Origin of the sequence: Amycolatopsis rifamycinica (genome assembly GCF_000695625.1) — a bacterium.
Classification (GTDB): Bacteria; Actinomycetota; Actinomycetes; order Mycobacteriales; family Pseudonocardiaceae; genus Amycolatopsis; species Amycolatopsis rifamycinica.
The window spans coordinates 83,888-108,566 of the sequence record NZ_JMQI01000062.1; the positions used below are offsets into that span (position 1 = coordinate 83,888).

The 24,679-nt window shown below is 73.1% G+C and carries 31 protein-coding genes; 19 read left to right on the forward strand and 12 right to left on the reverse strand.

Annotated features, from left to right (window positions below; translation table 11 throughout):
• Positions 1-38 precede the first annotated feature (38 nt).
• The 4 genes from DV20_RS28485 (at position 39) to DV20_RS28500 (ending at position 3,299) form a co-directional block, all read left to right on the forward strand.
• The gene (locus DV20_RS28485) at positions 39-854 is read left to right on the forward strand and encodes a DUF3097 domain-containing protein (RefSeq protein WP_043785713.1); all 816 of its coding nucleotides are present in this window, start codon (positions 39-41) and stop codon (positions 852-854) included.
• Between the two features lie 84 nt (positions 855-938).
• Positions 939-1,373, forward strand: a complete 435-nt coding sequence (locus DV20_RS28490; protein ID WP_043785716.1) for an NfeD family protein — start codon at positions 939-941, stop codon at positions 1,371-1,373.
• Positions 1,370-1,858: an SPFH domain-containing protein gene (locus tag DV20_RS28495; protein ID WP_043785717.1), complete on the forward strand. Its 489-nt coding sequence runs from the start codon at positions 1,370-1,372 to the stop codon at positions 1,856-1,858. The genes DV20_RS28490 and DV20_RS28495 overlap by 4 nt, the downstream gene beginning before the upstream one ends.
• Before the next feature lie 16 nt (positions 1,859-1,874).
• Positions 1,875-3,299: an SPFH domain-containing protein gene (locus DV20_RS28500; RefSeq protein ID WP_043785718.1), complete on the forward strand. Its 1,425-nt coding sequence runs from the start codon at positions 1,875-1,877 to the stop codon at positions 3,297-3,299.
• Positions 3,300-3,404: 105 nt separating this feature from the next.
• Here DV20_RS28500 and DV20_RS28505 read toward each other — a convergent pair whose 3' ends face one another.
• Positions 3,405-4,742 (reverse strand): MFS transporter, encoded by a 1,338-nt coding sequence (locus DV20_RS28505; protein ID WP_043785720.1) that lies wholly within the window; start codon positions 4,740-4,742, stop codon positions 3,405-3,407.
• A 174-nt stretch (positions 4,743-4,916) separates the two neighbouring features.
• Here DV20_RS28505 and DV20_RS28510 point away from each other — a divergent pair, with 174 nt between their 5' ends.
• The 6 genes from DV20_RS28510 to DV20_RS28535 all read left to right on the forward strand — a co-directional run bounded on the left by DV20_RS28510 (position 4,917) and on the right by DV20_RS28535 (position 8,940).
• On the forward strand, positions 4,917-5,540 hold the full coding sequence (locus tag DV20_RS28510) for an acyl-CoA-like ligand-binding transcription factor (RefSeq protein WP_043785723.1): 624 nt from the start codon (positions 4,917-4,919) through the stop codon (positions 5,538-5,540).
• 81 nt (positions 5,541-5,621) lie between these two features.
• A complete protein-coding gene (locus tag DV20_RS28515; protein WP_043785725.1) occupies positions 5,622-7,145 on the forward strand; it encodes an FAD-dependent monooxygenase in 1,524 nt (507 codons plus the stop codon).
• Positions 7,146-7,171: 26 nt separating this feature from the next.
• The gene (locus DV20_RS28520) at positions 7,172-7,558 is read left to right on the forward strand and encodes a VOC family protein (RefSeq protein WP_043785726.1); all 387 of its coding nucleotides are present in this window, start codon (positions 7,172-7,174) and stop codon (positions 7,556-7,558) included.
• Positions 7,558-7,881, forward strand: a complete 324-nt coding sequence (locus DV20_RS28525; protein ID WP_043785728.1) for a metalloregulator ArsR/SmtB family transcription factor — start codon at positions 7,558-7,560, stop codon at positions 7,879-7,881. The genes DV20_RS28520 and DV20_RS28525 overlap by 1 nt, the downstream gene beginning before the upstream one ends.
• The gene (locus DV20_RS28530) at positions 7,878-8,351 is read left to right on the forward strand and encodes an SRPBCC family protein (RefSeq protein WP_084093723.1); all 474 of its coding nucleotides are present in this window, start codon (positions 7,878-7,880) and stop codon (positions 8,349-8,351) included. The genes DV20_RS28525 and DV20_RS28530 overlap by 4 nt, the downstream gene beginning before the upstream one ends.
• Positions 8,332-8,940: a TetR/AcrR family transcriptional regulator gene (locus DV20_RS28535; protein WP_043785731.1), complete on the forward strand. Its 609-nt coding sequence runs from the start codon at positions 8,332-8,334 to the stop codon at positions 8,938-8,940. The genes DV20_RS28530 and DV20_RS28535 overlap by 20 nt, the downstream gene beginning before the upstream one ends.
• Here the strand turns inward: DV20_RS28535 and DV20_RS28540 are convergent.
• Positions 8,920-9,696: an SGNH/GDSL hydrolase family protein gene (locus DV20_RS28540; protein ID WP_200876515.1), complete on the reverse strand. Its 777-nt coding sequence runs from the start codon at positions 9,694-9,696 to the stop codon at positions 8,920-8,922. The genes DV20_RS28535 and DV20_RS28540 overlap by 21 nt on opposite strands.
• 203 nt (positions 9,697-9,899) lie before the next feature.
• Positions 9,900-10,409 carry a CGNR zinc finger domain-containing protein gene (locus tag DV20_RS28545; RefSeq protein ID WP_043785735.1) on the reverse strand — a complete coding sequence of 170 codons (510 nt, stop codon included), beginning with the start codon at positions 10,407-10,409 and terminating at the stop codon, positions 9,900-9,902.
• 25 nt (positions 10,410-10,434) lie between these two features.
• Between DV20_RS28545 and DV20_RS45965 the strand changes: the two genes are divergently transcribed.
• Complete coding sequence (locus DV20_RS45965; RefSeq protein ID WP_167344406.1) at positions 10,435-10,599, forward strand: hypothetical protein; 165 nt, start codon at positions 10,435-10,437, stop codon at positions 10,597-10,599.
• A gap of 1 nt (position 10,600) precedes the next feature.
• Here the strand turns inward: DV20_RS45965 and DV20_RS28550 are convergent, their stop codons facing one another.
• The gene (locus DV20_RS28550) at positions 10,601-11,635 is read right to left on the reverse strand and encodes a site-specific integrase (RefSeq protein ID WP_043785736.1); all 1,035 of its coding nucleotides are present in this window, start codon (positions 11,633-11,635) and stop codon (positions 10,601-10,603) included.
• A gap of 95 nt (positions 11,636-11,730) precedes the next feature.
• Between DV20_RS28550 and DV20_RS28555 the strand changes: the two genes are divergently transcribed.
• From DV20_RS28555 to DV20_RS28565, 3 genes are all read left to right on the forward strand, one after another.
• Entirely contained in the window at positions 11,731-12,075 is a 345-nt protein-coding gene (locus DV20_RS28555; protein WP_043785738.1) for a YciI family protein, read from the forward strand.
• On the forward strand, positions 12,072-13,274 hold the full coding sequence (locus DV20_RS28560) for an RNA polymerase sigma factor (protein WP_043785740.1): 1,203 nt from the start codon (positions 12,072-12,074) through the stop codon (positions 13,272-13,274). Before DV20_RS28555 ends, DV20_RS28560 begins: the two co-directional genes overlap by 4 nt.
• A gap of 62 nt (positions 13,275-13,336) precedes the next feature.
• On the forward strand, positions 13,337-14,344 hold the full coding sequence (locus DV20_RS28565; protein ID WP_043785743.1) for an RNA polymerase subunit sigma-70: 1,008 nt from the start codon (positions 13,337-13,339) through the stop codon (positions 14,342-14,344).
• Between the two features lie 63 nt (positions 14,345-14,407).
• Here DV20_RS28565 and DV20_RS28570 read toward each other — a convergent pair whose 3' ends face one another.
• A complete protein-coding gene (locus DV20_RS28570; RefSeq protein WP_043785744.1) occupies positions 14,408-14,974 on the reverse strand; it encodes a dihydrofolate reductase family protein in 567 nt (188 codons plus the stop codon).
• 192 nt (positions 14,975-15,166) lie between these two features.
• Between DV20_RS28570 and DV20_RS28575 the strand changes: the two genes are divergently transcribed.
• The 3 genes from DV20_RS28575 to DV20_RS28585 are packed head-to-tail and all read left to right on the forward strand — an operon-like array spanning position 15,167 to position 17,025.
• Positions 15,167-16,240: a coiled-coil domain-containing protein gene (locus DV20_RS28575; protein ID WP_235190997.1), complete on the forward strand. Its 1,074-nt coding sequence runs from the start codon at positions 15,167-15,169 to the stop codon at positions 16,238-16,240.
• Positions 16,241-16,249: 9 nt separating this feature from the next.
• Positions 16,250-16,594 (forward strand): ArsR/SmtB family transcription factor, encoded by a 345-nt coding sequence (locus DV20_RS28580; RefSeq protein WP_063607833.1) that lies wholly within the window; start codon positions 16,250-16,252, stop codon positions 16,592-16,594.
• Positions 16,594-17,025: an SRPBCC family protein gene (locus DV20_RS28585; RefSeq protein ID WP_043785746.1), complete on the forward strand. Its 432-nt coding sequence runs from the start codon at positions 16,594-16,596 to the stop codon at positions 17,023-17,025. The genes DV20_RS28580 and DV20_RS28585 overlap by 1 nt, the downstream gene beginning before the upstream one ends.
• A 4-nt stretch (positions 17,026-17,029) precedes the next feature.
• Here DV20_RS28585 and DV20_RS28590 read toward each other — a convergent pair whose 3' ends face one another.
• Entirely contained in the window at positions 17,030-17,968 is a 939-nt protein-coding gene (locus DV20_RS28590; protein ID WP_043785748.1) for an AraC family transcriptional regulator, read from the reverse strand.
• 198 nt (positions 17,969-18,166) lie between these two features.
• Here DV20_RS28590 and DV20_RS28595 point away from each other — a divergent pair, with 198 nt between their 5' ends.
• Entirely contained in the window at positions 18,167-18,619 is a 453-nt protein-coding gene (locus tag DV20_RS28595; protein WP_043786079.1) for an anthrone oxygenase family protein, read from the forward strand.
• Here DV20_RS28595 and DV20_RS28600 read toward each other — a convergent pair.
• Genes DV20_RS28600 through DV20_RS28620 form a run of 5 tightly spaced genes read right to left on the reverse strand, consistent with a single transcriptional unit; the run spans position 18,616 to position 22,576 of the window.
• Positions 18,616-19,101 carry a GyrI-like domain-containing protein gene (locus DV20_RS28600; protein ID WP_043785750.1) on the reverse strand — a complete coding sequence of 162 codons (486 nt, stop codon included), beginning with the start codon at positions 19,099-19,101 and terminating at the stop codon, positions 18,616-18,618. The two genes, DV20_RS28595 and DV20_RS28600, sit on opposite strands and share 4 nt — an antisense overlap.
• Positions 19,101-19,436, reverse strand: coding sequence for a YciI family protein (locus DV20_RS28605; RefSeq protein WP_043785752.1), 336 nt, complete (start codon positions 19,434-19,436; stop codon positions 19,101-19,103). Before DV20_RS28605 ends, DV20_RS28600 begins: the two co-directional genes overlap by 1 nt.
• Position 19,437: 1 nt before the next feature.
• Positions 19,438-20,202 carry an alpha/beta fold hydrolase gene (locus DV20_RS28610; protein WP_043785753.1) on the reverse strand — a complete coding sequence of 255 codons (765 nt, stop codon included), beginning with the start codon at positions 20,200-20,202 and terminating at the stop codon, positions 19,438-19,440.
• Positions 20,199-21,509 carry a sigma-70 family RNA polymerase sigma factor gene (locus DV20_RS28615; protein ID WP_043785755.1) on the reverse strand — a complete coding sequence of 437 codons (1,311 nt, stop codon included), beginning with the start codon at positions 21,507-21,509 and terminating at the stop codon, positions 20,199-20,201. The genes DV20_RS28610 and DV20_RS28615 overlap by 4 nt, the downstream gene beginning before the upstream one ends.
• Positions 21,506-22,576 (reverse strand): TetR/AcrR family transcriptional regulator, encoded by a 1,071-nt coding sequence (locus DV20_RS28620; protein ID WP_043785756.1) that lies wholly within the window; start codon positions 22,574-22,576, stop codon positions 21,506-21,508. The genes DV20_RS28615 and DV20_RS28620 overlap by 4 nt, the downstream gene beginning before the upstream one ends.
• A gap of 86 nt (positions 22,577-22,662) precedes the next feature.
• Here DV20_RS28620 and DV20_RS28625 point away from each other — a divergent pair, with 86 nt between their 5' ends.
• On the forward strand, positions 22,663-23,838 hold the full coding sequence (locus DV20_RS28625) for a cytochrome P450 family protein (protein ID WP_043785759.1): 1,176 nt from the start codon (positions 22,663-22,665) through the stop codon (positions 23,836-23,838).
• Between the two features lie 48 nt (positions 23,839-23,886).
• Here DV20_RS28625 and DV20_RS28630 read toward each other — a convergent pair whose 3' ends face one another.
• Positions 23,887-24,669 carry a TetR/AcrR family transcriptional regulator gene (locus DV20_RS28630; RefSeq protein WP_043785761.1) on the reverse strand — a complete coding sequence of 261 codons (783 nt, stop codon included), beginning with the start codon at positions 24,667-24,669 and terminating at the stop codon, positions 23,887-23,889.
• Between the last annotated feature and the right edge of the window lie 10 nt (positions 24,670-24,679).

The window sequence follows — 24,679 nt, forward strand, 5'->3', positions numbered from 1 at the left end:
ACCCGCTCGAGCACCGGGGAGCACTACGTTCCCTGGTCGTGCGCTCCCATTCCTATGACGACGTGCTCGCCGGCCCCCGCCGCAAGAAGGTGCCGGAGGTCCCCGCCGAACCCGGCCTGGTCGTCGAGGACCCGGCCAGCGGCTTCTGCGGCGCGGTGGTGAAGATCGAGTACGGCAACGTCGTGCTCGAAGACGCCAAGGGCCGCCACCGCGTCTTCCCGCTCGCGCCCGCCGGGTTCCTCCTCGAAGGCAAGCCGGTCACGCTCGTGCCGTACCGGGCCCCGGCGAAGGCGCCGGCCCGGCGGATCTCGGCGTCCGGCTCGGTGCGGGTCGAAGGCCTCAAGGCCCGGGTCGCCCGCGACTCGCGCATCTGGGTCGAAGGCAAGCACGACGCCGAGCTCGTCGAACGCGTCTGGGGCCACGACCTGCGCGTCGAAGGCGTCGTCGTCGAGCCGCTCGACGGCGTCGACGTGCTCGCCGACCGGATCGCCGAGTTCGGCACCGGACCCGGCCGTCGCTTGGGTGTGCTGGTCGACCACCTCGTGCCCGGCAGCAAGGAGTCCCGCCTCGTCGAGGCGATCCGCGACGAGAACGTGCTGGTCACCGGCCACCCCTACATCGACGTCTGGGAGGCCGTGCGGCCCGGAGCCGTCGGGATCGAAGCGTGGCCGAAGATCCCCCGCGGGACGGAGTGGAAGCAGGGGATCTGCGACGCGCTCGGCTGGGGGCAACCTTTCGAAGGCTGGCAGCGTGTCCTGAGCGGAGTGAGCAGTTTCCGCGACCTCGAGACCCCGCTGATCGGGGCCGTGGAGCGGCTCATCGACTTCGTCACCGAGCCGGAGGAAGAGGACTGAATGTCCGTTTTGTCCAAGGTCACGCGAAGGTTACGTCCCGTCACGGCGCCGGTGCGAACCGGCGCGATCTGAGAGCATGAAGCCATGGCTTGGGCACTGGTCTGGTTGATCGTCGGCATCGCCCTGGTGATCGCCGAAGTCGTCTCGGGTGACTTCGTGCTGGTCATGCTGGGCGTGGCCGCGCTGTTCGGCGCGGGGGCCGACGTGCTGACCGGCAACCTGGTCATCGACGTCGCCGTGTTCGCCGTCGCCTCCGTCGGCATGCTCCTGCTGGTCCGCCCCGCGCTCAAGCGGCGCCTGCTGTCCGGTCCGGTCCACCACACCGGGATCGACGCGCTGATCGGCGCCCGCGCCGTCGTCGTGTCCACAGTGGACGCCGAGGCCGGGCAGGTGAAGCTGGGCGGTGACGTCTGGTCGGCCCGCAGCCTCGGCGAGCACCTGCCGCCGATCGCGCCCGGCACCCCGGTCACGGTCGTCGAGATCTCCGGCGCCACCGCCGTCGTGTCGGCCGAGCCGTGAGCCTGGGACTCGTCATCGTCGGCGAGGGCCACGCCGCGGTGCTCGAACGCGGCGGGCGGTTCCGCACCGTGCTCGGCCCCGGCCGTCACCTGGTGCTCCCGTTCGCCGACCGCGTCCGCGCCCGCTTCGACCTCGGCGAGCAGATCCTCTCGGCCCCGCCCCGCCCGGCCGGAACCGGCGACGGGAAAGAGGTCCTCATCGGCTTCGAGGTCGTCTTCGCGGTCACCGACCCGCGTCTGGCCGGCTACGAAATCGCGAACCCGGCCCTGGCGATCGAGCAGCTGACCCGCTCGGCGCTGCGGCAGGAAGCCGGCCTGACCACCGCCGAGCGCGCCGTCACCGCGCCCGGGGACCTGCACCGTACAGTGTGGACAGTCCTGCACGACACCACCCGCCGCTGGGGCATCACCACGAAGGAGCTGACCCTCGAGGTGCGCCCGCCCGCGGCACCCGGAACGCCGTCAACCGCGCAAGAATGGTACTAGGTAAGGGGAAATTCTCTTGACCGGATTTGTGATCGGCCTGGTCATAGCTTTGGCCTTGCTCGTGATCATCACGATAGCCAAGGCGGTCATGGTGGTGCCGCAGGCACAGTCGGCCGTGATCGAGCGGCTCGGCCGGTTCCGCACGGTCGCCTCGCCCGGCCTCAACATCCTCGTGCCGTTCCTGGACAAGGTGCGCGCCCGGATCGACCTGCGCGAGCAGGTCGTCTCGTTCCCGCCGCAGCCGGTGATCACCGAGGACAACCTGACGGTGTCGATCGACACGGTCGTGTACTTCCAGGTGACCGACTCGCGCGCCGCGGTGTACGAGATCTCCAACTACATCGTCGGTGTCGAGCAGCTGACCACCACCACGCTGCGCAACGTGGTCGGTGGCATGAGCCTCGAGCAGACCCTGACCTCCCGCGACTCCATCAACACCCAGCTGCGCGGCGTGCTGGACGAAGCCACCGGCCGCTGGGGCATCCGCGTGAGCCGCGTCGAGCTGAAGGCGATCGACCCGCCGCCCTCCATCCAGGACTCGATGGAGAAGCAGATGCGCGCCGACCGCGAGAAGCGGGCCATGATCCTCACCGCCGAAGGTCAGCGGGAGTCGGCGATCAAGACCGCGGAAGGCCAGAAGCAGAGCCAGATCCTGGCCGCCGAAGGTGCCCGGCAGGCGACCATCCTCGCCGCCGAGGCCGAGCGGCAGTCCCGCATCCTGCGGGCCCAGGGTGAGCGGGCCGCCCGCTACCTGCAGGCGCAGGGCCAGGCGAAGGCGATCGAGAAGGTGTTCGCCGCGATCAAGGCCGGCCGCCCGACCCCCGAGGTGCTGGCCTACCAGTACCTGCAGACGCTGCCGCAGATGGCCCAGGGCGACGCGAACAAGGTCTGGATGATCCCCAGCGACTACGGCAAGGCCCTCGAAGGCTTCGCCCGCGCGCTCGGAGCCCCGGGCGACGACGGCGTGTTCCGGTACGAGCCGCCGCAGGACGACGTCGCGGACAAGCCCGACCTCGAGGACGACGAGGTCGCCAGCTGGTTCGAGACCAAGAGCGACCCGAAGGTCGCCGAGGCCGTCGCGGCCGCGGAAGCGGTCGCGCGCAAGGAGGTCCCGGCGATCGGGGCGCCTTCGTCGCCGCCCGCGCGGCCGTCGATCCCGCGCCCGGCCCAGCAGCAGACCGCACCGGAGGCCGACGAGGACCGCGGCACGGAGGCCGTGCCCCCGCCGCAGCAGCCGTCGACGCCCAGGAGCGGCCAGCCGGCGCTGCCTCAGCCCCAGGCCCCGGCCGGCGTCGAGCAGCAGCGCGGCCAGTACCAGGGCCAGCCGCCGCAGGCGCCGCCGCCGGGCCAGTTCGGCGGCCCGCAGCAGCAGAACCCGGGCAGCGGCCCGTTCCCGCAGCAGCCCCCGTTCGGCGGCCCCCAGGGCGGCCCGCGCCGCTGACGCTCGCATGACGAGGGCCTCCCACCCACCCGGTGGGAGGCCCTCGTCACGTGTGTCGTCCGTCCAGACACGTGTGTCGTCCGTCTGGGCACGCGTGTCGTCCGGTCAGGTGCGCTGGTAGACGGTGACGTCGTCGATGTCCGCTTTGGACCGGTCCTTCAGGAAGATCACGCACAGGACCGTGACCACCGCGGCCAAGACGATGTAGCCGGAGATGGCGTACGGCGTCCCGGTCGTGTGCAGCAGCCAGGTCGCCAGCAGCGGCGCCGGTCCGCCCGCGAACACCGACGCCAGCTGGTACCCCAGCCCCGCGCCGCCGTAGCGCAGGTGCGTCGGGAAGCTCTCGCCGATGAGCGCCGCCTGCGGGCCGTACTGCAGGGCGTGCGGGACGAAGGACACGACGACCGCGACGAACACCAGCGCGTGGCTGCCGTGCGCCAGGATCGTGAAGTACGGGAAGGCGATCAGCCCGGTCAGCACCGCCCCGCAGAGGTAGACCCGTTTGCGGCCGAAGGTGTCCGACATGGCCGAGAACAGCGGGATCAGCGCCAGCTCGCACGCCGCCCCGACCAGGACCGCGTTGAGCACGAAGGTCTTGCTGAACTCGTGCCGCGACACGACGTAGATCAGCACGTAGCTGGTGAACAGGTAGAACGGCATCTGCTCGCTGAACCGGACGCCGGCCGAAAGCAGGATCTCCCGCCAGTGGTGCCGGATCGCGTCGAGCACCGGCGTCCGCGCGGTCTGCCGGTTCTCGACCAGCTTCGCGAACATCGGCGTTTCGAGGATCTTCAGCCGGATCACCAGGCCGACCGCGACGAGCACCAGGCTGAGCAGGAACGGGATCCGCCAGCCCCAGGAGTCGAACGCGGCGGGGGAGAGCGTCGCCGACAGCAGCGTCATCCCGCCGGTGCCCAGCACCAGCCCGACCGGCACGCCGATCTGCGCGAAACTGCCGAGCAGGCCGCGTTTGCGCTGGTCACCCCACTCCATGGCGAGCAGCACCGAGCCACTCCACTCGCCGCCGATGGCGATGCCCTGCACCAGCCGCAGCAGCACCAGGAGCAGCGGCGCGGCGATCCCGATCGCCGACGTCCCGGGCAGCATCCCGACGATGCCGGAGGAGATGCCCATCAGCAGCAGCGTGACGATCAGGGTGGCCTTCCGGCCGATCCGGTCGCCCCAGTGCCCGAAGATCGCGGCGCCGACCGGTCGCGCGGCGAACCCGACCGCGTAGGTGGCGAACGACTGCATGGCCCCCGCGTACGCGCTCGAGGCCGGGAAGAACAGGTGCGGGAAGACCAAGGCCGCCGCGGTGTTGTAGAGGAAGAAGTCGTACCACTCGATCGTCGTGCCGACCGCGCTCGCCAGCGCCGCCCGCCGTACCTGCACTCTGCTGTCCGCCGCCACCTGGCGCGTGACGCCGTTGTCGCCCAGAACCATCTCGCAACACCTCCGGTGACCGATGTCACACAACAGTGTGGCGTCCCGCCACGCTTTCGGCGATCGATGACCGGTTTCTCGTCCGATCACTGCCGGAGGAAGGGGGGAATCGGACACTGAAACTTGCCGACTAGGCAACGTTGCAGATTCGGCAAGTTCCGCTAGGGTGGACGCATGGACACCGACCGAGCCGGCCTCCGCGAACGCAAGAAGCGGGAAACGCGCATCGCCCTGAGCTGGGCGGCGATCCGGCTGACCGTCGAACGCGGCTTCGACAACGTCCGGATCGAAGACATCGCCGCCGAAGCCGGGGTGTCCACGCGGACTTTCAGCAACTACTTCGGCAGCAAGGGCGAAGCCATCGTCGCCCGGCACCACGACCGGGCCCGGGCCATCGCCGCCGCCCTGCGGGAGCGCCCGGCCGGAGAACCGATCTGGGAGGCCATCACCCACGCCGCGCTCGAAGGGTTCGCGCTCGGGGAACCGCTGCCCAGCGGGCAGGCCGCCGACCGCAGCTGGGTCGAAGGGCTGCGGCTGATGGTCGCCGAGCCCGCCCTGCAAGGCGAGTTCCAGAAGGCCGGGGCGGCCGCCGAAGCCGAGTTCGCCCTCGCCGTCGCCGAACGCACCAGCGCCGACGCCACCCGGGACGTCTACCCGCGGCTCGTCGCGGGCGTCGTCGGCGCCGCGCTCAACGTCGTCAGCCGGCAGTGGCTCATCGCCGAACCGAGGCAGTCACTGGGCGACATCCTGCGGGACGTCTTCGACCGGCTCGCCGCCGGCCTGCCCGAACCCCGCTAAGCCCGCCATCCGCACCACGCCCGCACGCCGGGCTGCTTCGCCGTGCCCGAAAACAGCTTCACGTCCAAAGGAGTTTCCACTGTGGAAGACGTCATCATCGCCGGAGCCGGCCCCAACGGCCTCATGCTCGCCTGCGAACTCGCCCTCGCCGGGGTCCGTCCGCTGGTTCTGGAACGGCTGCCCGCCCCCACCGCCGAAAACCGCGCCAACGGCCTCGTCGGCCAGGTCGTCCGCCTCCTGGACCGCCGCGGCCTGCACGAACGGCTCGACGGCCCGATCGGGCCTGCCGCGCCGGCGTTCGTCTTCGGCGCCCTGCGCCTGGACCTGACCCTCGCCGAGCGCAACTCGCTGCACCTGCTGGGCGTGCCGCAACGCCGGGTCGAGGCGATGCTCGGCGAACGCGCCGCCGAACTCGGCGTCGAGATCCGGCGCGGCCACGAAGTGACCGGCCTCGTGCAGGACGCCGACGCGGTCGCCCTCGACGTCACCGGTCCCGAGGGCTCGTACCGGCTCGACGCCCGCTACCTCGTCGGCGCGGACGGCGGCCGCAGCATCACCCGCAAGCTCGCCGGCATCGGCTTCCCCGGCGTCACCGAGGACCGCACGCTGTCCTACACCGCGAACGCCACGGTGCCGGCGGAGTTCACCGACCCGGGCTCGGGTGGGCTGCGCGTACCGGGGCACGGCGTCATCCCGCCGTTCTTCCACCACCGCACCGAAACCGGGCTGTTCGTCTACGCGCCGTTCCCCGCCGGTCCGCTGCTGAGCTCCATGGAATGGACCGACGACGAAGAGCCCGCCGACGAACCGCCGATGACCCTCGACGACCTGCGCGCGAGCATCCGCCGGGTCCTCGGGTGCGACCTGCCCCTCGGCGCGCCCGAGGGCGACGGCCCGCACCTGCTGCGCCGGCTGCGGGGGCGCAACACCCGGCTGGCCGACAGGTTCCGGGACGGCCGCGTCCTGCTGGTCGGCGACGCCGCGCACGTCCACTCCGCGCTCGGCGGCCCCGGGCTCAACCTGGGCCTGCAGGACGCGGTCAACCTCGGCTGGAAACTCGCCGCGACCGTGGGCGGCCGGGCGCCGGAGGGCCTGCTCGACACCTACGAGAGCGAACGCCGCCCGGTCGCCCAGCGCGTCGTCATGCACACCCAGGCCCAGTCCGCGCTCATCAGCCCGGGCAGCAACGTCACCGCGCTGCGCGAGCTGTTCGGCGAACTCCTCCGGCTGCCGGGCACCGTGCAGCACATCGCCGACCTGATGTCCGGCGCCGACGTCCGGTACGCGCCGGGCACCGACCACCCGCTCGACGGCCGCTGGGCCCCCGACCTCGTGCTGGCCGACGGCACGCGGCTCGCCGAGCTGACCACGACGGCCCGGCCGCTGCTGCTGGACTTCACCGGCTCGCTCGGCGACGAGCTGCGCGGCTGGACCGGCCGGGTCGACCTGGTCGCCGGCCACGCCGAGGGGGAGGCGACCGCGCTGCTCGTCCGGCCCGACGGTTACGTCGCCTGGGCCACCAGCGCCGCGGAGCCGGACGACGTCGAACGCAAGGCCCTGCGCGCGGCCCTCGAACGGTGGTTCGGCCACCCGCTTGACGCGTAGGAGATATCCTACGTATTGTCGGCGGCATGACGATCACCCACGTGCAGTTCCTGACCCTGCCGGTCGCCGACCACGCCCGCGCGCGGGAGTTCTACGTCGGCAAGCTCGGGTTCGAGGCCCTCGTCGACCGCCGTACGCCCGAAGGCGGCCGGTTCGTGCTGGTGGCGCCGAAGGGGGCGAAGACCGGCGTGGTGCTGACCGACCAGCGGGTCACCGGGGTCGAACCGGGTCCGCGGCACTTCCAGCTGCAGACCACCGATGTCGACGCCGACGTCGCCGCGCTGCGGGCGGCCGGGGTCGAGGTCGCCGAGCCGGACGAGCGGCCGTGGGGCCGGGCGACGTCGTTCCGGGACGTCGACGGCCACACGATCGGCCTGCTGGAGCCGTCGGACTTCGGCGCCGTGCCGCGCTGATGCCGGTCAACGACGACGTCTTCGCCGCGCTGGCCAGCCCAGCGCGGCGCGAAGTGCTGCGGCTGCTGCTCGACGGCCCGATGGCCGCCGGTGCGATCGCCGAGCGGTTCGCCATGGCCCGGCCCAGCCTCTCGGAGCACCTGCGGGTGCTGCGCGAGGCGGGCCTGGTCACCGAACAGCGCCAGGGCCGCAACCGCGTCTACCGCCTCGACGCGGCACCGCTGGAAGAAGTCGCGGACTGGCTGACCCCGTACGAGCGCTTCTGGCGCGCCAAGCTCGCCAACCTGCGCGACCTGCTGGACGAGGAAGAAGAAGACCGGTGACCGACGACCCGACGGCGATCCACGTCGACCAGTTCCTCGCCCACCCGCCCCGCAAGGTGTGGCGCGCGCTCACCGAGCCCCAGCTGCTGGAGCGCTGGATCAACATGCCCAACGACATCAAACCCGTGGTGGGGCACCGGTTCGAGCTGCTGGCCGAGCCGGTGCCCGCGGCCGGGTTCGCCGGCGGCCCGGTGGCGTGCGAGGTACTGGAGGTGGAACCCGAGCGCAAGCTCAGCATCCGCTGGGGTCCGCAGTGGACGGTGACGTGGCGGCTCGAACCGGAGGGCACCGGCACCCGGCTGTTCCTCAGCCACGAAGGGTTCGACCCGGACGACGAGTTCCAGCGCGTTTCCCGCCGGATCATGGGTGGCGGCTGGCGCTCGCACGTGCCGCGGGCCCTGGCGCGGTTGCTGGACACGCTGCCCGATCCGGCCCCGCTACCATCGGACGGTGACCCCCACCGCGGCTGACCCCACCGACCCGAAGCCGCTGCGCGCCGACGCCCGGCGCAACCGGGCGCGGGTGCTGGAGGCGGCCGAGAACGTGTTCGCCGCCAAGGGCACCGGCGCCCCCACCGAGGAGGTCGCGCGCGTCGCCGGCGTCGGCATCGGCACGGTGTTCCGGCACTTCCCGACGAAGGAGGCGCTGCTCGAAGCGGTGCTGTTCGCCCGGCTGAGCCGGTTCGTCGAGGAGGCCGAGGCCGCCGTCGCCGCGGAGTCCGCCGACCCGGGTGAGGCGTTCTTCACCTTCCTCGGCAGCTGGGTCGAGATGTCGAGCGCGAAGAACGCCTACTTCGAGGCGCTCACCGCGGCCGGGGTCACCGTGCCGGTGGCGAAGTCCGACATCGGCGCGCGGCTGCTGGCGGCTCTCGGCGTGCTGCTTTCGCGGGCGCAGGAGGCGGGCGCGGTCCGGGCCGACCTCGTCGTCGGCGAGCTCATCCCGGTGATCATCGGCGTCGCGCGGGCCGCGGAGTACGCCGGCCCGGACGCGACCCTGCGCGACCGGGCCGTGGCGATCCTCTTCGACGGCCTCCGCCCGTCAGCGGGTGACCGGCACTGAGTCCACCGGCGCCAGCGCCGGGCGCTTCGCGGTGAGCGTGTCACCGGAGGACTCGCCCCGCAGCCGGCGCCGCACCCACGGCAGCGCGTGTTCCTGGGCCCACTTCAGGTTCTCGCTGCGGCGCGCGGCCGGGCTCAGCACCTCGCGCGGGCCGAGTTCGGTGCCGGTCAGCGGGTGTTCGACGCCGAGCTCCGCCAGCACGGCGATGGCGACCTCGGTGTGGCCGTAGGCGTTGAGGTGCAGGCGGTCGGGCGCCCACAGCCGCCGGTCCCGCAGCTGCCGCATGGCCCACATGTCCACCAGCAACGCACCGTGGCGGACGACGATGGCCCGGACGAACTCGTTGTAGATGGCGACGCGGCCGCGCATCTTGCGGAAGAGCGCGTCCTCGCCCCCGTCGACCCCGGTGAACAGCACCACGCGCGCACCGGTCGCCCGGATCTTCGCGACGGCGGCCTCGTAGTCGGCCATCAGCGCGTCGATGTCGACCTTGGGCCGCATGAGGTCGTTGCCGCCGGCGTAGAGGGTGACGAGGTCGGGCTCCATGGCCAGCGCGGGCTCGAGCTGCTCGCCGAGGATCTGCCGCATCAGCTTGCCCCGGATCGCGAGGTTGGCGTACTGGAAGCCCGGCTCGACGGCGGCGAGCTGCTCGGCGACGCGGTCGGCCCAGCCGCGCACGCCGTTCGGGGCGGCGGGATCGTCGTCCCCGACGCCTTCGGTGAACGAGTCCCCGAGGGACACTAAGCGCTTGCTCATGTGTCCAGTGTAGGCAGTGGGGTGGCGCCGGGTTCCGCCCGGCGCACCATCCGTGGGCGCCGGGATGCGGCGCCGCGGCGCGGATCGTGCGCGGTGCCGATCGCCACGGGTGCGCTGCCCGCCGTCGCCGCGATCATGGTCCACACCGACATGCCCGCCTACCCGGCTGTGCCGCGCGAAGCCGCGGCCGTCGTCGAGCTGACCTAAGCGCTGACCTGCCGGGCCCGGTGCTCGGCGACGTGGACCCGTGTCGCACAGCGCGTCGAGCAGAACCGGCGGCGGCCGTTGCGCGAGGTGTCGACGTACGCCGTTTCGCAGCCTTCGCGGCCGCAGATGCCCAGGCGGTCCGGTGCCTCGCACACCAGGTGGGCCAGCCCGCCCGCGGTGTACGCGCGGACCCGGCCGACCGGGCCGGCGTCCGCCGCCGAGTAGTGCAGGTGGGGTGGCTTGCCGTCGTGGGTGGTGATGTGCGGACGGCACGCCGCTTCGGCCAGCAGCTCGTTGACCAGCTCCGGGCGGTCGGCGACGCCGGCGGCGAACACCGGCCGCAGCCGGCCGGCCCACGCGGCGATCAGGGCCGCTTCGCCGTCGGTCAGGGCCTTGATGGCCATGCCGTTGCGGACCATCCCGTCGAGGAGCTCGCTCGCGGACCCGGCGTTGACCAGGTCGGCGGCCACGAGCGCGGCCGCGCCGCCGTAAGGGTTGAAGTGCACTGAGTCATTACACCACGATCGGGGCATGGACCGGAACCGTTGCCCCCGCTGCGGCTGGCCGCTCGCCGAACTCCCGGCGGCCGCGGTGCGGCCCGTCACCCACCGGCTCGACTACGTGCGCTGCGTCTGCGGCAGCTGGCTCGCCCGCCTCGACGGCGAAGTCGTCGGCGCCACCCGATCGGCGCCGTGACTCAGAGGTCGAGCGCGCCCGCCGCGTTGTCGTTCCACTGGTCGACGCGGCGGATGTACTCGTACAGCGCCCGGCTGCCGCGCACCCAGCGGCCCTGGTCGGCGATCGCGAGGTCGTCGGCCCCGGCGCGGCGGGCCTCGGTGGCGAACCCGGACCGCAGGGAGTGGCCGGTCACCGGGTACGGCAAGGCCGCGCGAACGCCCGCCCGGGTGAGGATCTGGTTGACGCCGGTGGTGCTCAACGCGGGCTCCCCGACGTTGCCGTGCCGGTCGACGCGGCGGAACGCCGGCCCTTCGGAGATCCCGGCCCCGGACCGCCAGGCGTGCCACGCCCGCACCGGGTCGGTGTCGGCGCTCTCCCGCCGCGGGACGACCATGTCACCGGTGCTCTTGCCGTGCCGGACGGTCACCGCCAGCCCCCGGTCGTCGACCGGCTGCACGTCGGTGACCAGCAGGTTCGCCAGGTCCGAGCACCGGGCGGCGATCGGGAAGCCGATCAGCAGCATCGCCCGGTCCCGGGCGCCGGCGAGGGTGTCGGGACACGCGCGCGACATCGCCCGCAGGTCGGCGAGGGTGACCATGGTGGCCTTGCCGCGGCCGCGCTGGATGCCTTCCCGCGCCAGCCGCTGCCGGTAACCCTTCAGCGCCCGCCACGCGGCCCGGCTGGCTTCGGGATCGACGAGGACCTTGTGGTGACGCAGCCCGGCGAGCGCCCCGGTGAGCCGCCGCTCGATGGTGGACGGCGCCGCCGGAGCGGCCCGTTCGGGCACTTCGGGCACGGCCCGCTCGTCCGGTCGCAGCGTGCGCCCGCGTTCCAGCCACACGACGAACCCGGTCAGCGCGCCGATCGTCGCCGACAGCGGCGGAATCCCGGCTTCGGCGGTGTAGTCCTGCCAGACCTGCCAGTCCTGGGCGTAGGCCTTGAGCGTGTTGGGCGGCCGCTGCTCGTCGACGTGCCGGGCGGCGGCTTCGTCGAGCAGCGCCAGCCGTTCGTGCGCGCTGAGCGCGGCGTCGGTCACCGGTTCCAGGTCGGGCACGCGCCGAGGTTACGGGATTTCGGTAGTTTCCCGTGTCGATCCACGCGGGTGCCGTTCGTATCAGCGGTGAAGGCACCCGATCCGAGGAGGACGCCGTGAAGCAGTACCTGCTCAGCATCTACCAGCCCGACGGCCCGACCCCGCCGCCGGAGGTCCTGGACGGCATCATGCGCGAGGTCGACGCCCTCAACGCCGACCTCAAGGCCGCCGGGGCGTGGGTGTTCGCCGGAGGGCTCTACCCGCCGTCGAGCGCCACCGTGCTGCGGGCCGCCGACGGGGGCACCGTCGTCACCGACGGCCCCTACGCCGAAGGCAAGGAACACCTCGGCGGGTTCACCATCATCACCGCCGCCGACCTCGACGCCGCGCTCGCCTGGGGTGGCCGGCTCGCCGACGCCGTCGCCCCGCTGCCGGTCGAGGTGCGGCCGTTCCGCGAATGACCGTCGAAGAGGTCTTCGCCGCCGAGTACGGCCGGGCGGTGTCGGTCCTGGTGCGGGTCTTCGGCGACATCGACGTCGCCGAGGAAGCCGTGCAGGACGCCTTCGCCGAGGCCGTCCGGCGGTGGCCGTCCGCCGGGCTCCCGCCGAGCCCGGCGGGCTGGATCATCACCACCGCCCGCAACCGTGCCGTCGACCGGCTGCGCCGGGAGTCCGCCCGGGCGGACAAGCACGCCCAGGCCGCCCTGCTGCAGGCCGGTACCGAGCCCGTGGAGGAGGGCGCCGTGCCCGACGAACGGCTCCGGCTGATCTTCACCTGCTGCCACCCGGCGCTGGCCCGGCCCGCGCAGGTGGCGTTGACGTTGCGGCTGCTCGGCGGCCTGACCACCGACCGGATCGCGGCGGCGTTCCTGGTCGCCGAGCCCACGATGGCCCAGCGGATCGTCCGGGCGAAGAACAAGATCCGCGACGCCGGCATCCCGTACCGCGTCCCGCGTGACGCCGACCTGCCCGCGCGGCTGGCCGCGGTGCTCGCCGTGCTGTACCTGATCTTCAACGAGGGGTACGCGGCCGGCGCGGGAGAGGAGCTGATCCGCGCCGACCTGTGCCGCGAGGCGATCCGGCTGACCCGGGTCCTGGCGGAGCTGATGCCGGACGAGCCGGAGGTGCAGGGCCTGCTCGCGCTGATGCTGCTGATCGACGCCCGCCGCGAGACGCGCACGACCGCGTCCGGCGAGATCGTGCTGCTGGCCGAGCAGGACCGGTCGCGCTGGGACGCGGTGCTGATCGCCGAAGGGCACGAAATCGTCCGCCGCTGCCTGCGCCGCAACCAGCCGGGCCCGTACCAGATCCAGGCGGCGATCCAGGCCGTGCACACCGACGCGCCCACGGACTGGGCCCAGGTCAAGGCGTTGTACGACCAGCTGCTGGCGTGCACGCCGACCCCGGTGGTGGCGTTGCACCGGGCGGTGGCGGTCGCCGAGGTCGACGGCCCGGCCGTGGCACTGGCGCTGGTCGAGGACCTCGAGCTGGCGCGGTACCCGCTGTTCCACGCCATCCGGGCGGACCTGCTGGACCGGGTGGACCGGCCGGAGGAGGCGATCGCGGCCTACACGGCGGCCATCGGTCTCACGCGCAACGCGGCGGAGCGGGCTCTGCTGGACCGCAAGCGCCACGCGTGCTCTCGGCGGGTGCACCGATGAGAAATCCCCCGCCCGGTCGTCAGTTCTGGTGACCGCTCATCCCGGTGGAAGGATCGACGACCATGACCGACGTCAGACTGCCGGGCGGCGACGAGGCCGCGTTCCTCGCGGCGGTCCGCTCGGCCGACCCGGCGCGGTTCGCGCTCGTCACCGAGCGCCACCGGCGTGACCTGCAGGTGCACTGCTACCGGATGCTCGCGAACTACGAGGACGCCCAGGACCTGACGCAGGAGACGTTCCTGCGGGCGTGGCACAAACGGGAGTCGTTCCGGGGCGACGCGGCCCTGCGGACCTGGCTGTACCGGATCGCGACGAACGCCTGCCTCGACTTCCTGGACAAGCGCAACGACCGCACCCCCGTGCCGGCCGCACTGCCGGGCCCGGGGTCCGAGCTGCCGTACCTGCAGCCGTACCCCGACCGGATGCTCCCCGAGGACCCGCAGGAATCGGTGGTGGCGCGGGAGACGATCGAGCTGGCGTTCATCGTCGCCGTCCAGCACCTGCCGCCGCGGCAGCGGGCGGTGTTCATCCTGCGCGACGTCCTCGGCTGGCCGGCGGCGAAGGCCGCCGGCGCCCTCGAGCTGACCGTCGCCTCGGTGACCAGCGCACTGCAGCGGGCCCGGGTGACGGTGCGCGAACGGCTGCCCGGCCGCCGCCTCGACTGGCGCAGCCCCGCCACCCACGAGCTGTCGGAGGACGAGCGCGGCGCGGTGAAGTCGTACATCGACGCCCACGAGCGCAACGACCTCGACGGGCTGATGGCCCTGCTGCGCGACGACCTTCGGTTCGCGATGCTGCCCGATCCGGGCACCGTGACCACGACGGCCGGAGAGGCGGTGGACGGCTGGGTCTCCGGTGGGCTCTTCCAGCCCGGCCACGACGACTGGCGCGGGGTCACCACGACGGTCAACCGCATGCCCGCCGCCGCGCTGTACCTCCGCACGCCCGACGCGCCGGAGCACCGGCTCTTCGCCGTCGCGGTCCTGCACATCGCCGAGGGGAAGATCGCCGAGCTCACCGGGTTCGACGCCGCCGGCAAGCCATGGCTGGGCCTGCCCCCGGCGCTGTGATCAGGCAGGTGAACACCACCGCCCCGCCGGCCACGCCGGCGGGGCGTCTTGATGGGTCCGCGCTCATCGCCTCGTTTCGTAGCGGGTCAGCACCACCCCGCCGGGGAACGTCCGCGTTTCGACCAGGTTGAGGTTCACCCAGTTGTCCAGCGCCGTGAAGTACGGTGTGCCGCCGCCCACCAGGATGGGGTAGGTGGCCACGGCGTACTCGTCGATCAGGCCGGCCCGCATGGCGGCCCCGGCGAGCGTGGCGCCGCCGATGCTCATCGGGCCGCCGTCCTCGGCCTTGAGCCGGGTGATCTCGGCGACCGCGTCGCCGGTGACCACGCGGGTGTTCCAGTCGACCTTGTCGACGGTCGAGGAGAACACCACCTTGGGCGTGTCCCGCCAGTTCCGCGCGAACTCGATCTCCGCGGGGGTGGCGTCCGGCTGCTGGTCGCCGGTGGGCCAGTAGGAGCTCATCGCCTCCCACAGCTTGCGCCCGTACAGGGTCAGTTCGTTCGCCTGCTCCTGCTCGAGCCACCACTGGAACAGCTCGTCGCTCGGCGGCCCGCTCCAGCCGATGTCGTCGCCGGCCGCGGCGGTGTAGCCGTCGAGGGTCAGGTTCATGCCGAAGATCAGTTTCCGCATCGGGTTCAGCCTCCTGTGAGTCGATCTCACCCCGTATAGACGGGTCCGGCGCGGAAACCTCATCGGTGCGTCGTCCTCGTGTTCTGAGTTGCGATATGTGACCTTATCCAAACTCAGCACCCTGGGTGGACTTCTTCTAATTTTGAACAGCTATATCTAGTTCTGATTAGGAGGCTTGATAGGGTCCTGACCATGACGGAAGACGCAGGTCAGGTGCGGGTGTGCGAGTACCGGAGGTGCGGAGCGCCGCTGCCGCCGGCGGTGGGGCGTGGGAGCCGGGCGCGGTTCTGCCAGGACGGGAAAACCTGGGGGCGGCGGAACCTCAGCTGCCGCGACGCCGAGGCCGTGCTCTCCGACGCCGAGTCGCTGCGGGAAAGCGACACCGCGCTGGACGACACCGCCGTCACCGCGCTCGCCGACCAGGTCGACCGGGTGCTCGAACCGGCCCGCGGGCTCGTCGAGACGCTCACGACGCTGCGCCACCAGCTGGAGGCGACGACCGCCACCGCTCTGGCCGAACGGGATGCGGCCCTGGCCGAGGCCGACGAGCACCGCCTGCAGCGTGGCCGCGCGGAAGCCGAAGCCGTCCAGGCCCGGGACACCGCGGAGACCGCCGTTGCCGCGGCCGCCTCGGCGGAGCGCGAGCAGGCGGCCGCGGTCCGCGAGCGGGACGAGGAACGGGCGGCCCGGCGCGCCGCCGTCCAGGAGCAGCAGCGGGCCGAAGGGCAGCTGGCCGCGGTGCGCGACGAGCTCGCTCGGGTCGCCGACCGGGCCGATGCCTCCGCGGCTCTCGCCGGTGAACGCGCGGCGGTGATCGCCACCCTGACCGCCGAACTGGCGGCCGCCCGGGCCGCGTTGGAGGAGGAGCGCGGCCGCGGTCAAGCGGCCGCCGCACGGGCGGACGCGGCCGAGGCGCGGGCCGACGCCGTCCGGGAACGGCTCGAAGCGGCCCTCGGCGCCGCGCGCGACGAGCACGCGAAGGCGACCGCGGCGCACGAAGCTGCGCTCGATCGCGCCCGTGCCGAGGCCGAGCGCGTGCGGGCGGGGTTCGACCAGCGGCTCGCCGAGCTGCAGGCGGCGCACGAACAGACCGTCCGGTCGATGCACGAAACGACCACGAACCTCGGCGCCGAGCTGCGTTCGGCCCACAGTCGCGCCGATACCGCCGAGCGCGAGCTGGCGGACGTGCGCACCATCCTCCGGGAGGCCCCGGAGCTCCCCGAGAAACTTAAGCAGTTGCTTGACCGTCTGGCGCTCCAGGGTTAACTTAAGTAGGTGCTTAACCATGAGGAGTCGCTGGACCTGGTGTTCCGCGCCTTGGGCGACCGGACGCGGCGGGCACTGGTGGAGCGGCTCGTGCGCGGGCCGGCGTCGGTCAGTGAGCTGGCCGAACCGCTGACCATGTCACTGGCCGCCGTCGTGCAGCACCTGCAGGTGCTGGAGACGGCCGGGATCGTGCGGTCGGAGAAGACCGGCCGCGTCCGCACCTGCCGGCTCGAACCGGAGGCGCTGCGGGTGGGCGAGCACTGGCTGGGACAGCAGCGCACCACGTGGGAAAGCAGGCTCGACCGGCTCGGCGAGTTCCTCGCCGGCCCAGAAACCACGGAAGGGAGCACGTGATGACCGTCCTGCACACCACCTTCACGCTCGAACGCACCTACCCCGCGGCCCCGGAACGGGTGTTCGCGGCCTGGTCGGACCCGGCCGCGAAGGCCCGCTGGTTCGTCCCCGACGGCACGCACGGACTCGACTTCCGGGTCGGTGGCACGGAGACCGTCGACGCTCGGGGCCCGGACGGCACGATGCTGAGCGTCGTCTCGACCTACCACGACATCGTGCCGGATCAGCGGATCGTCTATTCGACGACGCTGAGCGGCGGCCAGGCGCTCGCCACGGTTTCGGTCACCACCGTGGAGCTGCAGGAGGAGGGCGAGGGCACGCGGCTGGTGCTCACCGAGCAGGGCACCTTCCTCGACGGCGCCGAGAAGCCGGAGTGGCGTGAGCAGGGCACCGGCGACTGGCTCGACCGGCTCGGCGACGCGCTGAAGTGACGCGCTACCGCGCCGGAGCCCGGTAGTTCTGCGGGCTGAGGCCGAACTCGCGCTTGAAGGCCGCGCTGAGGGCGAACGCGCTGCCGTAGCCGACCTGGCGGGCGATCGCGGCGATCGTGGTGTCCGGGTGCTGGCGCAGCAGGTCCGCGGCCAGCGCGAGGCGCCAGCCGGTCAGGTAGGCCATCGGGGTTTCGCCAACCGCGGCCGCGAAGCGGCGGGCCAGGGCGGCCCGGGACACGCCGACGTCCGCCGCGAGCTTGGCGACCGTCCACGGCTCGGCCGGCTGGTGCTGCAGCAGCCGCAGGGCCTGGCCGGCGACCGGGTCTTCGTGCGCCCGGTACCACGCGGGTGCACTGGTGCCCGGCCGGTCGAACCAGGCGCGCAGCGCGGCGATCAGCAGCAGGTCCAGCAGCCGGTCGAGGACGGCTTCCTGGCCAGGGACGTCCTTGCCGATCTCGGTGGCGAGCAGGCCGACCAGCGGGGTCGGCCAGTCGGCCGCGCGCAGCACGAGCACCGGCGGCAGCGCGGCCAGGAGCCGTTTGGTCAGCTCGCCGTCCATGCCGTAGGTGCCGGTGAGCAGCACGACCGGGCCGTCGGTGCCGTGACCCCAGGTGCGGACCCCGACGTCGGCGAGTCCGGTCAGGTGCCCGCCGTCGGAGGTGCGGCACTCCTGGCCGGGCAGGATGAGCGCCTGCGGCGGGGTTTCGGGGTGGTCGGCGACCAGGTACGGGTCCGGGCCGCGCGCGATCGCGACGTCGCCTTCGCCCATCGAGACGCCTTCGCCGCCCTCGGGCACGATCCACGCTTCGCCGCGCACCACCGCCACCACGGTCAGCGGCGCCCGGTCTTCGATGCGCAGCGACCACGGCGGGGTCAGCACCGAGCGCAGCAGGAAGGCGCCGCGGGCGCGGGGGCCGTCGAGGAGCGCGGCGAGCGGGTCCATGCCGCAAGCGTAGACGCTGGAACATGCGATCGAGGCTGTCGACCATGGAGAGTCTCACCGAGTGCCGCTTGACTGATCGGCATGACAACGAACTTCCTGGCGGTGGGCGGCACCGGCGAGACCGGGCGCCGGGTGGCGGACCGGCTGCGTGAGCGCGGCCGGCCGGTGCGGAGCGCGGGGACGGGAAAGGGGAAACCGATGGCGGCGGTGGTGCTGGTGGCCGCGGTGGTCGCGGCGGGGTTGATCGCGGGGCTGTTCTATGCCTACGCCTGTTCGGTCATGCCGGGCTTGGCGCGCGGGGACGACAAGACGTTCGTGGAGGGGATGCGCGGGATCAACATCGCGATCGTGAACCCGGTGTTCCTGCTGACGTTCCTGGGTGCGCCGCTGCTGGCGGGGGTGGCGGTGTTCCTGAACCCGGGACCGCGGCCGTGGGTGATCGCCGGGTTCGGGTGCCTGGTGGCGATGCTGGTGATCACCGGGGTGGTCAGCATCCCGCTGAACGACGCCCTCGGCCGCGGCGGCGACGACTACGCGGCCCTGCGGGCGCGGTTCGAGGCGACGTGGGTGTGCTGGAACGTCCTGCGCGCGCTGGTGAGCACGGCGGGCTTCGGCTGCCTGGTCGCGGCCGTGCTCACCCGGCGCGGTTAGTCCTCGAGGCGGAAGAGCAGGTCGGTGACCCACTGGGCGGGGTCCGGGACTTGGCGGGGGTCGGTGCGCAGCACTTCGAGGCGGCACCCCCATTCCTCGCCGTCCGGGCCGCCGGTGCGGTCCCAGGTGAGCCCTTCGGCCGTGCCCCAGGCGAGGACGGCCTCGGTGGCGGCGGCCAGCCCGCCGGGTGCGCCGACGTAGGTTTCCAGGACGTACCGGCCCGCCGGGAGTTCGCCGAGGAAGGCGGGCTCGTCCGGGGTGAAGCCGCCGTCGATGGGGACGCCGGCTTCGACGGTGAACCGCGGGCCGGGGTGCAGCACGCGGTAGCGGAAGAACGGGGCCCCGGCGAGGCCGGCGCCGCCGGCGGTGAGGGTGCCGATGAGCGGGGGCAGCCGGTCGGCGATCCGCGGGAACTCGGCGATGCCGAGGGTGGCGCGTTCGGCGACGTACCGCTGGGCCGGCCGGTCGACGACGGTGGGCATCAGGCGTAGTCCTCCGGCTGCAGCATGGGACGGACTTCGATGCTGCCGTAGGCGGCGGCGGGGTGGCGGGCGGCGAGTTCGAGGGCTTCGTCGAGGTCGGCGCAGTCGAGGATGACGAAGCCGCCGATCTGTTCCTTGGCTTCGGTGAACGGTCCGTCGGTGAGCAGCACTTCGCCGTCGCGGACGCGGATGGTGGTGGCTTCGGCCGGCGGGCGGAGGCCACCGCCGCCGCGGAGCTTGCCGCGGCGTTCGAGGTCTTCGCTCCAGCCGCCGCAGCCGTCGTTTTGGTGTTCTTCGGCGGTTTCGTCGCCGCAGATCATCAGCAGGTACTGCATGTCAGCATCCTTTCAGGATTTCGCGCAGGCGGGCGGCGAAGGCTTCCGCGTCGGTGTCGAACCCGCCGTGGCCGCCGGGGAACACCTCGGTTTCGACGCCGAGGGCGGTGGCCAGCCCGAGCGCGGCCTGGTGGACCGGCAGCGCGGCGGACTCTTCGCCGACGGCGACGACCAGCCGCGCCGGCGTCGCCCGGAGTGCGTCGAGGTCGGGCTCGTAGGCGCCGGTGGCGGGCATGAGGTGACCGAAGAAGTAGGCGAAGTTGCCTTCCGCGCGTGGGTCGAGCGGAGGGGCGGGGTCGACGCCCACGACCTTCATGAACGCGGCGAAGGCGGCGGCGAGGCCTTGCTCGCGGAACAGGGCGGGGATGTCGGGTCCGTCGAGCGCTCCGGCGGGCAGGTACCGGGTGACGGGCGGTTCGTGCAGGACGGCCGTGCGGACGCCGGACGGGTGGTGGCGCAGGTGTTCGAGCAGGGTGATGGCGCCTCCGCTGCTGGCCAGGACGTCGGCGGGGCCGACTTCGGCGAGCAGCCGGTGCACGTCTTCGGCGTGGTCGCGCAGGGTGTCCGGGCCGGGGGCGCCGTCGAGGGGGCTGCGGGACAGGCCGCGCGGGTCGTAGGTGACGACGGTGTGGTCTTCGGCCAGCAGTGGCCGCAGGTGGGTGAACACCGCGGCGTCGGCGGGCCCGCCGGGGATCAGCAGCAGGGCCGGGCCGCGGCCGTGGACGTCGTAGGTGATCGTGGCGCCGGGGACGGCGAGGGTGGTCATGGGGCTTCCTCCGGTGGTCGGGCTTCACCTGCCCGACGAACGGCGTCGCCCGGGACCGACACCACCTCCGAAATTCTCCGCGTGAGGTAGCCGCGTTCGGCTTCGGTGCCGGCGAGGTCGCGGGCCTCGGCGTACCAGCGGGCGGCTTCGGCGTGGCGGCCGAGGCGGCGGAGGAAGTCGGCGCGGGTGGCGGCCAGCAGGTGGTAGCCCGCCAGTGGCAGGGTGTCGAGGAGGGCGAGCCCGGCCGCCGGGCCGTGCGCCATGCCGATCGCGATGGCGCGGTTGAGTTCGACGACGGCGCTGGGGACGTGGCGGCGCAGCTGGTCGTAGAGGCCGGCGATCTGCGCCCAGTCGGTGTCGGCCGCGCGGGCGGCGGTGGCGTGGCAGGCGGCGATGGCGGCCTGGATCTGGTACGGCCCGGGACGGCGGCGGCGCAGCGCGGTCTCCAGGACGCTCGTGCCCTCGGTGATGGCGGCGGTGTCCCAGCGGCCGCGGTCCTGTTCTTCGAGGGGGACGAGGACGCCGTCGTCGCCGGTGCGGGTGGCGCGGCGGGCGTGCTGGAGCAGCAGCAGGGCGAGCAGGCCGAGGACTTCGGGTTCGTCGGGCATCAGCCGGGCGAGGACGCGGGCGAGCCGCAGGGCTTCGGCGGCGAGGTCGGGGCGGAGCAGATCGGGGCCGGCGCTGGCGGAATAGCCCTCGTTGAACATCAGGTACAGCACGCCGAGCACGGCGTGGGTGCGTTCGGGCAGCAGGTGGGCGGGTGGGACGCGGTAGGGGATGCGGGCGTGGCGGATCTTGCGCTTCACCCGCACGAGCCGCTGGGACATGGTCGCTTCGGGGACGAGGAAGGCGCGGGCGATTTCGGCGGTGGTTAGGCCGGCGAGGGTGCGCAGGGCGAGCGCGACCTGGGCTTCGGTGGCCAGCGCGGGGTGGCAGCAGGTGAAGATGAGCCGCAGCCGGTCGTCGGTGACGCCGCTGTCGCCGGGCTCGGCAGCGAATTCGGGGTGGTCCGGGACGGGCATGCGGGCGGCCTCCCGGAGCTTGGCGGCGCCGACGGCGTCGCGGCGGAGCCGGTCGGTGGCGCGGTGGCGGGCGGCGGTGGTCAGCCAGGCGCCGGGCGAGGCCGGGATGCCGTCGCGGGGCCAGGTACGCAAGGCCGACGCGAAGGCCTCCTGGGCGCATTCCTCGGCCAGGTCCCAGTCGCCGGTGATCCGGATGAGCGTGGCCACGACCTGGCCCCACTCCTCGCGGAACGCGTCGGCGACCGCGGTCTCGACGTCCACCTTTGCTCCTCCCGCCGGTGTCATCCTCCCGACGAACGGGACGGCCCGGGACCGACAGCCGCGGCGTGACACGCGCCGAATCCGTCGGCGCGGACGACGATCCGGCCGTCTTCGACGCGGACCGCGGTCTCGGTGGCGTCGCTGACGGCGGTGACGCCGGCGGCCGCGGCCAGTTCGCCGCTCGCGTCGCAGACCAGCCGCAGCCGGGGCCGCTCCGGCGGGGCGATGGCCTGGTCGAGGCAGCCGCGCAGGTCGGCGACGGCGAGCCGGGCCAGCGGGGCGAGTTCGCCGGGGTCACTGGTGACGAGCACGGCCGTGACGCCGGCACCGGCGCGGACGGCCTCTTCGAACGCGGCGGCGCGGTGCAGGCCGAGGACGGCGACGACGCCGTCGCCGGGCCGGAAGGCCTGGCCGGTCAGCAGATCGGTCGCCACGGGCGGCTGCCACGGCTGCCCGGCGGGCCGGGCCTGGCTGGTGATGGGCGGCTCGGCCGGCCAGTCGTCGGCGAGGTCCAGGTCGAGCAGCGCGGCGCAGGCGGTGACGAGGTGGAACGGCTCGCCGAACCCGGGTGCGGCGGCGGCCAGCTGACCGGCGCCGTGCAGCGTGGTGAGAGCGGCTTCGGCGACCCGCACGAGACGCCGTCCCGGGCGGACCCGCTCGAGGGCGAGGCCGAGCAGGATCGCCTCGACCCGCATGAGCTGGGCGAACGGCCGGCGGGTGTGCTCGTCGGCGAGGACTTCCGGCAGCAGGTCGCGGGCGAGGCGGGCGTCGTCGCTGTCGCTGTCGGTGGCCAGCGGGAGCCGGGCGATCCAGGCGCGGGCGAACGCGGCCAGGACGTCGCCCGCGGCCGGGTTCGCGGGCGGGGTGGCGGGCCGGGGCGCGCGTTCGGCGAGGTCGGCCAGTACCGCGAAGTAGAGAGCGCGTTTGCCGGGGAAGTTGGAGTAGACCGCGCCGCGGGTGAGTTCGGCGCGTTCGGCGATGACGTCGATCTTCGCCTCGCGGAAGCCGCGGCGGGCGAACTCGTCGCGGGCGGCGGTGAGCACCTTCGCGCGGTTGCGTTCCTGGGTTTCCGCCCTGCTGAGCCTGACCATCGTCCTCCTTGCCGCGGGATCGGCGACCAAGATACCGTGACCACTGAGATGATAAGAACATCTGATTTTAACATCTGGAGTGGTGGATGACCCCCGAGATCGACCTGACCGACCCGACGGTGCTCACCGACCCGTTCACCGCCTACGACCACGCGCGGGAACGGGCCGCGGTGGCCAAGCTGGTCATCCCCGGCTTCGGCCCGTTCTGGGCCGTGACCCGCTACGCCGAAGCGCGCGCGATGCTGAGCGACGCCCGGTTCGAGGTGAACTCCGGCAGCTTCCTGCGCCCGCCCGGCATCCCCGACCACTGCCTGGCGTACCTGGAGACGATGGCGGAGAAGGACGGGCCGGAGCACCTGCGGCTGCGGCGCCTGGTCGCCCCGGCGTTCACGCCGAAGCGGGCCGCGCGGCTGCGGCCACGGCTCGCGGCGATCACCGGACGGCTGCTCGACGAGCTGCCCGGGCACGCCGAAGACGGCGTCGTCGACCTGGTGCCGCACTTCGCCCGGCCACTGCCGATCGACGTCATCTGCGAACTGGTCGGGATCCCGGAGACCGATCGGCCGCGCTGGCGCGGATACGGCGCCGCGGTGGCGGGCGGGATGGGCCCGGACTTCGCCGCGGCGATCCCGGCGATCATCGAGGGTGCGAAGGAAGCCGTCGCGCGCAGCCGTGTCGAGCCGGGTGACGACCTCATCGGCGATCTGGTGCGGGTGCAGGCCGAGGACGGCGACCGGCTGAGCGACACCGAGCTGGTCACGCTGGTCTGGCACCTGGTCCTGGGCGGGCAGACGCCGGTGAACCTCATCGCCAACGCCGTCGAGGCGCTGCTGCGGCACCCGGACCAGCTGGCCCTGCTGCGGGCCGACGCCGGGCGGTGGCCGGGAGCGGTGGAGGAGCTGATGCGCTGGTGCAGTCCGCAGCTGCTGACCACGCCGCGGTTCGCGCGCGAAGACGTCGAGATCGGCGGGCAGGTGATCGGCAAGGGCGAGCGGGTGACGGCGGCGGTGGTGGCCGCCGACCGCGACCCGCGGGCGTTCGCCGATCCGGACCGCTTCGACATCACCCGCTCGGGTCCGGCGCAGCTGGGCTTCTCGCACGGGCCGCACTTCTGCCTCGGGGCTTCGATCTCACGGGTGCAGACCGAGGTGGCGCTGTCGTCGCTGTTCACCCGCTTCCCGGAGCTGGCGCTCACCGAGGACGTCCCGCGGGCGCCCGACGGCGGGACCTGGCGCCCGGCGCGGCTGCTCCTGGCGCTCTGACCCGCCTCCTTCGGCTCCAGACCGGTCGTGAGTAACCGGCCTCACCCCTCACGACCGGTCTACGCGGGTGGTGACCAGGGCTTCGATGCCGTCGAGGACGCGGGCGAGGCCGAAGCGGAAGGTGTAGGCCGGGTTCTCGGCGGCGTTGTGGGCCTCCCCGGCCGCTTGGCCGACCCGGGAGGAGAGCGGGTAGTGCGCCGCGTCGGCGGCCGGGATGCCGGCCAGCACCGGCGCGGCGCGCTCCCACCACTGGGCGTCGGTCATCCCGGTGGCGCGGACCAGGCGGGCGTTGTCGAGCGAGCTGCGCGCGGTGGTGCGGACGAGGCCGGCGACCAAGCCGACCACGGCGTCCATTTCGACGTCGTCGAGGCCGATGCCCTCCACCGCGCGCAGTTCGCGCTCGTACTTGGCGAAGCTGTGCGGGCCCAGCGCCGAGCGGCTGGTGGCGACCTGCAGCAGCCAGGGGTGGCGGTGGAACAGCGCCCACTGGTCTTCGGCGATGGCGGTCAGCGCCGCCCGCCAGCCGAGCCCGTCGGCGGGGGTGGCCAGTTCGCCGTGGGCGTGGTCGATCATCAGGTTCAGCAGCTCGGCCCGGCCCGGTACGTAGGTGTAGAGCGACATGGGGGAGACGCCGAGCTGGTCGGCGACCCGGCGGATGGTGACGGCGTCGATGCCGTCGGCGTCGGCCAGCGCCACCGCCGCGCGCACGACGTCGACGGTGGCCAGCTTGGGTTTCGGGCCGCGGCGCGGGGGTGCCGAGACGCCCCAGAGCAGCTCGATCGCCCGCCGCGGGTCGCCGTCACCGTTCTCCTGCGTGCGCACGCCGGTCATTCTGCCCGCC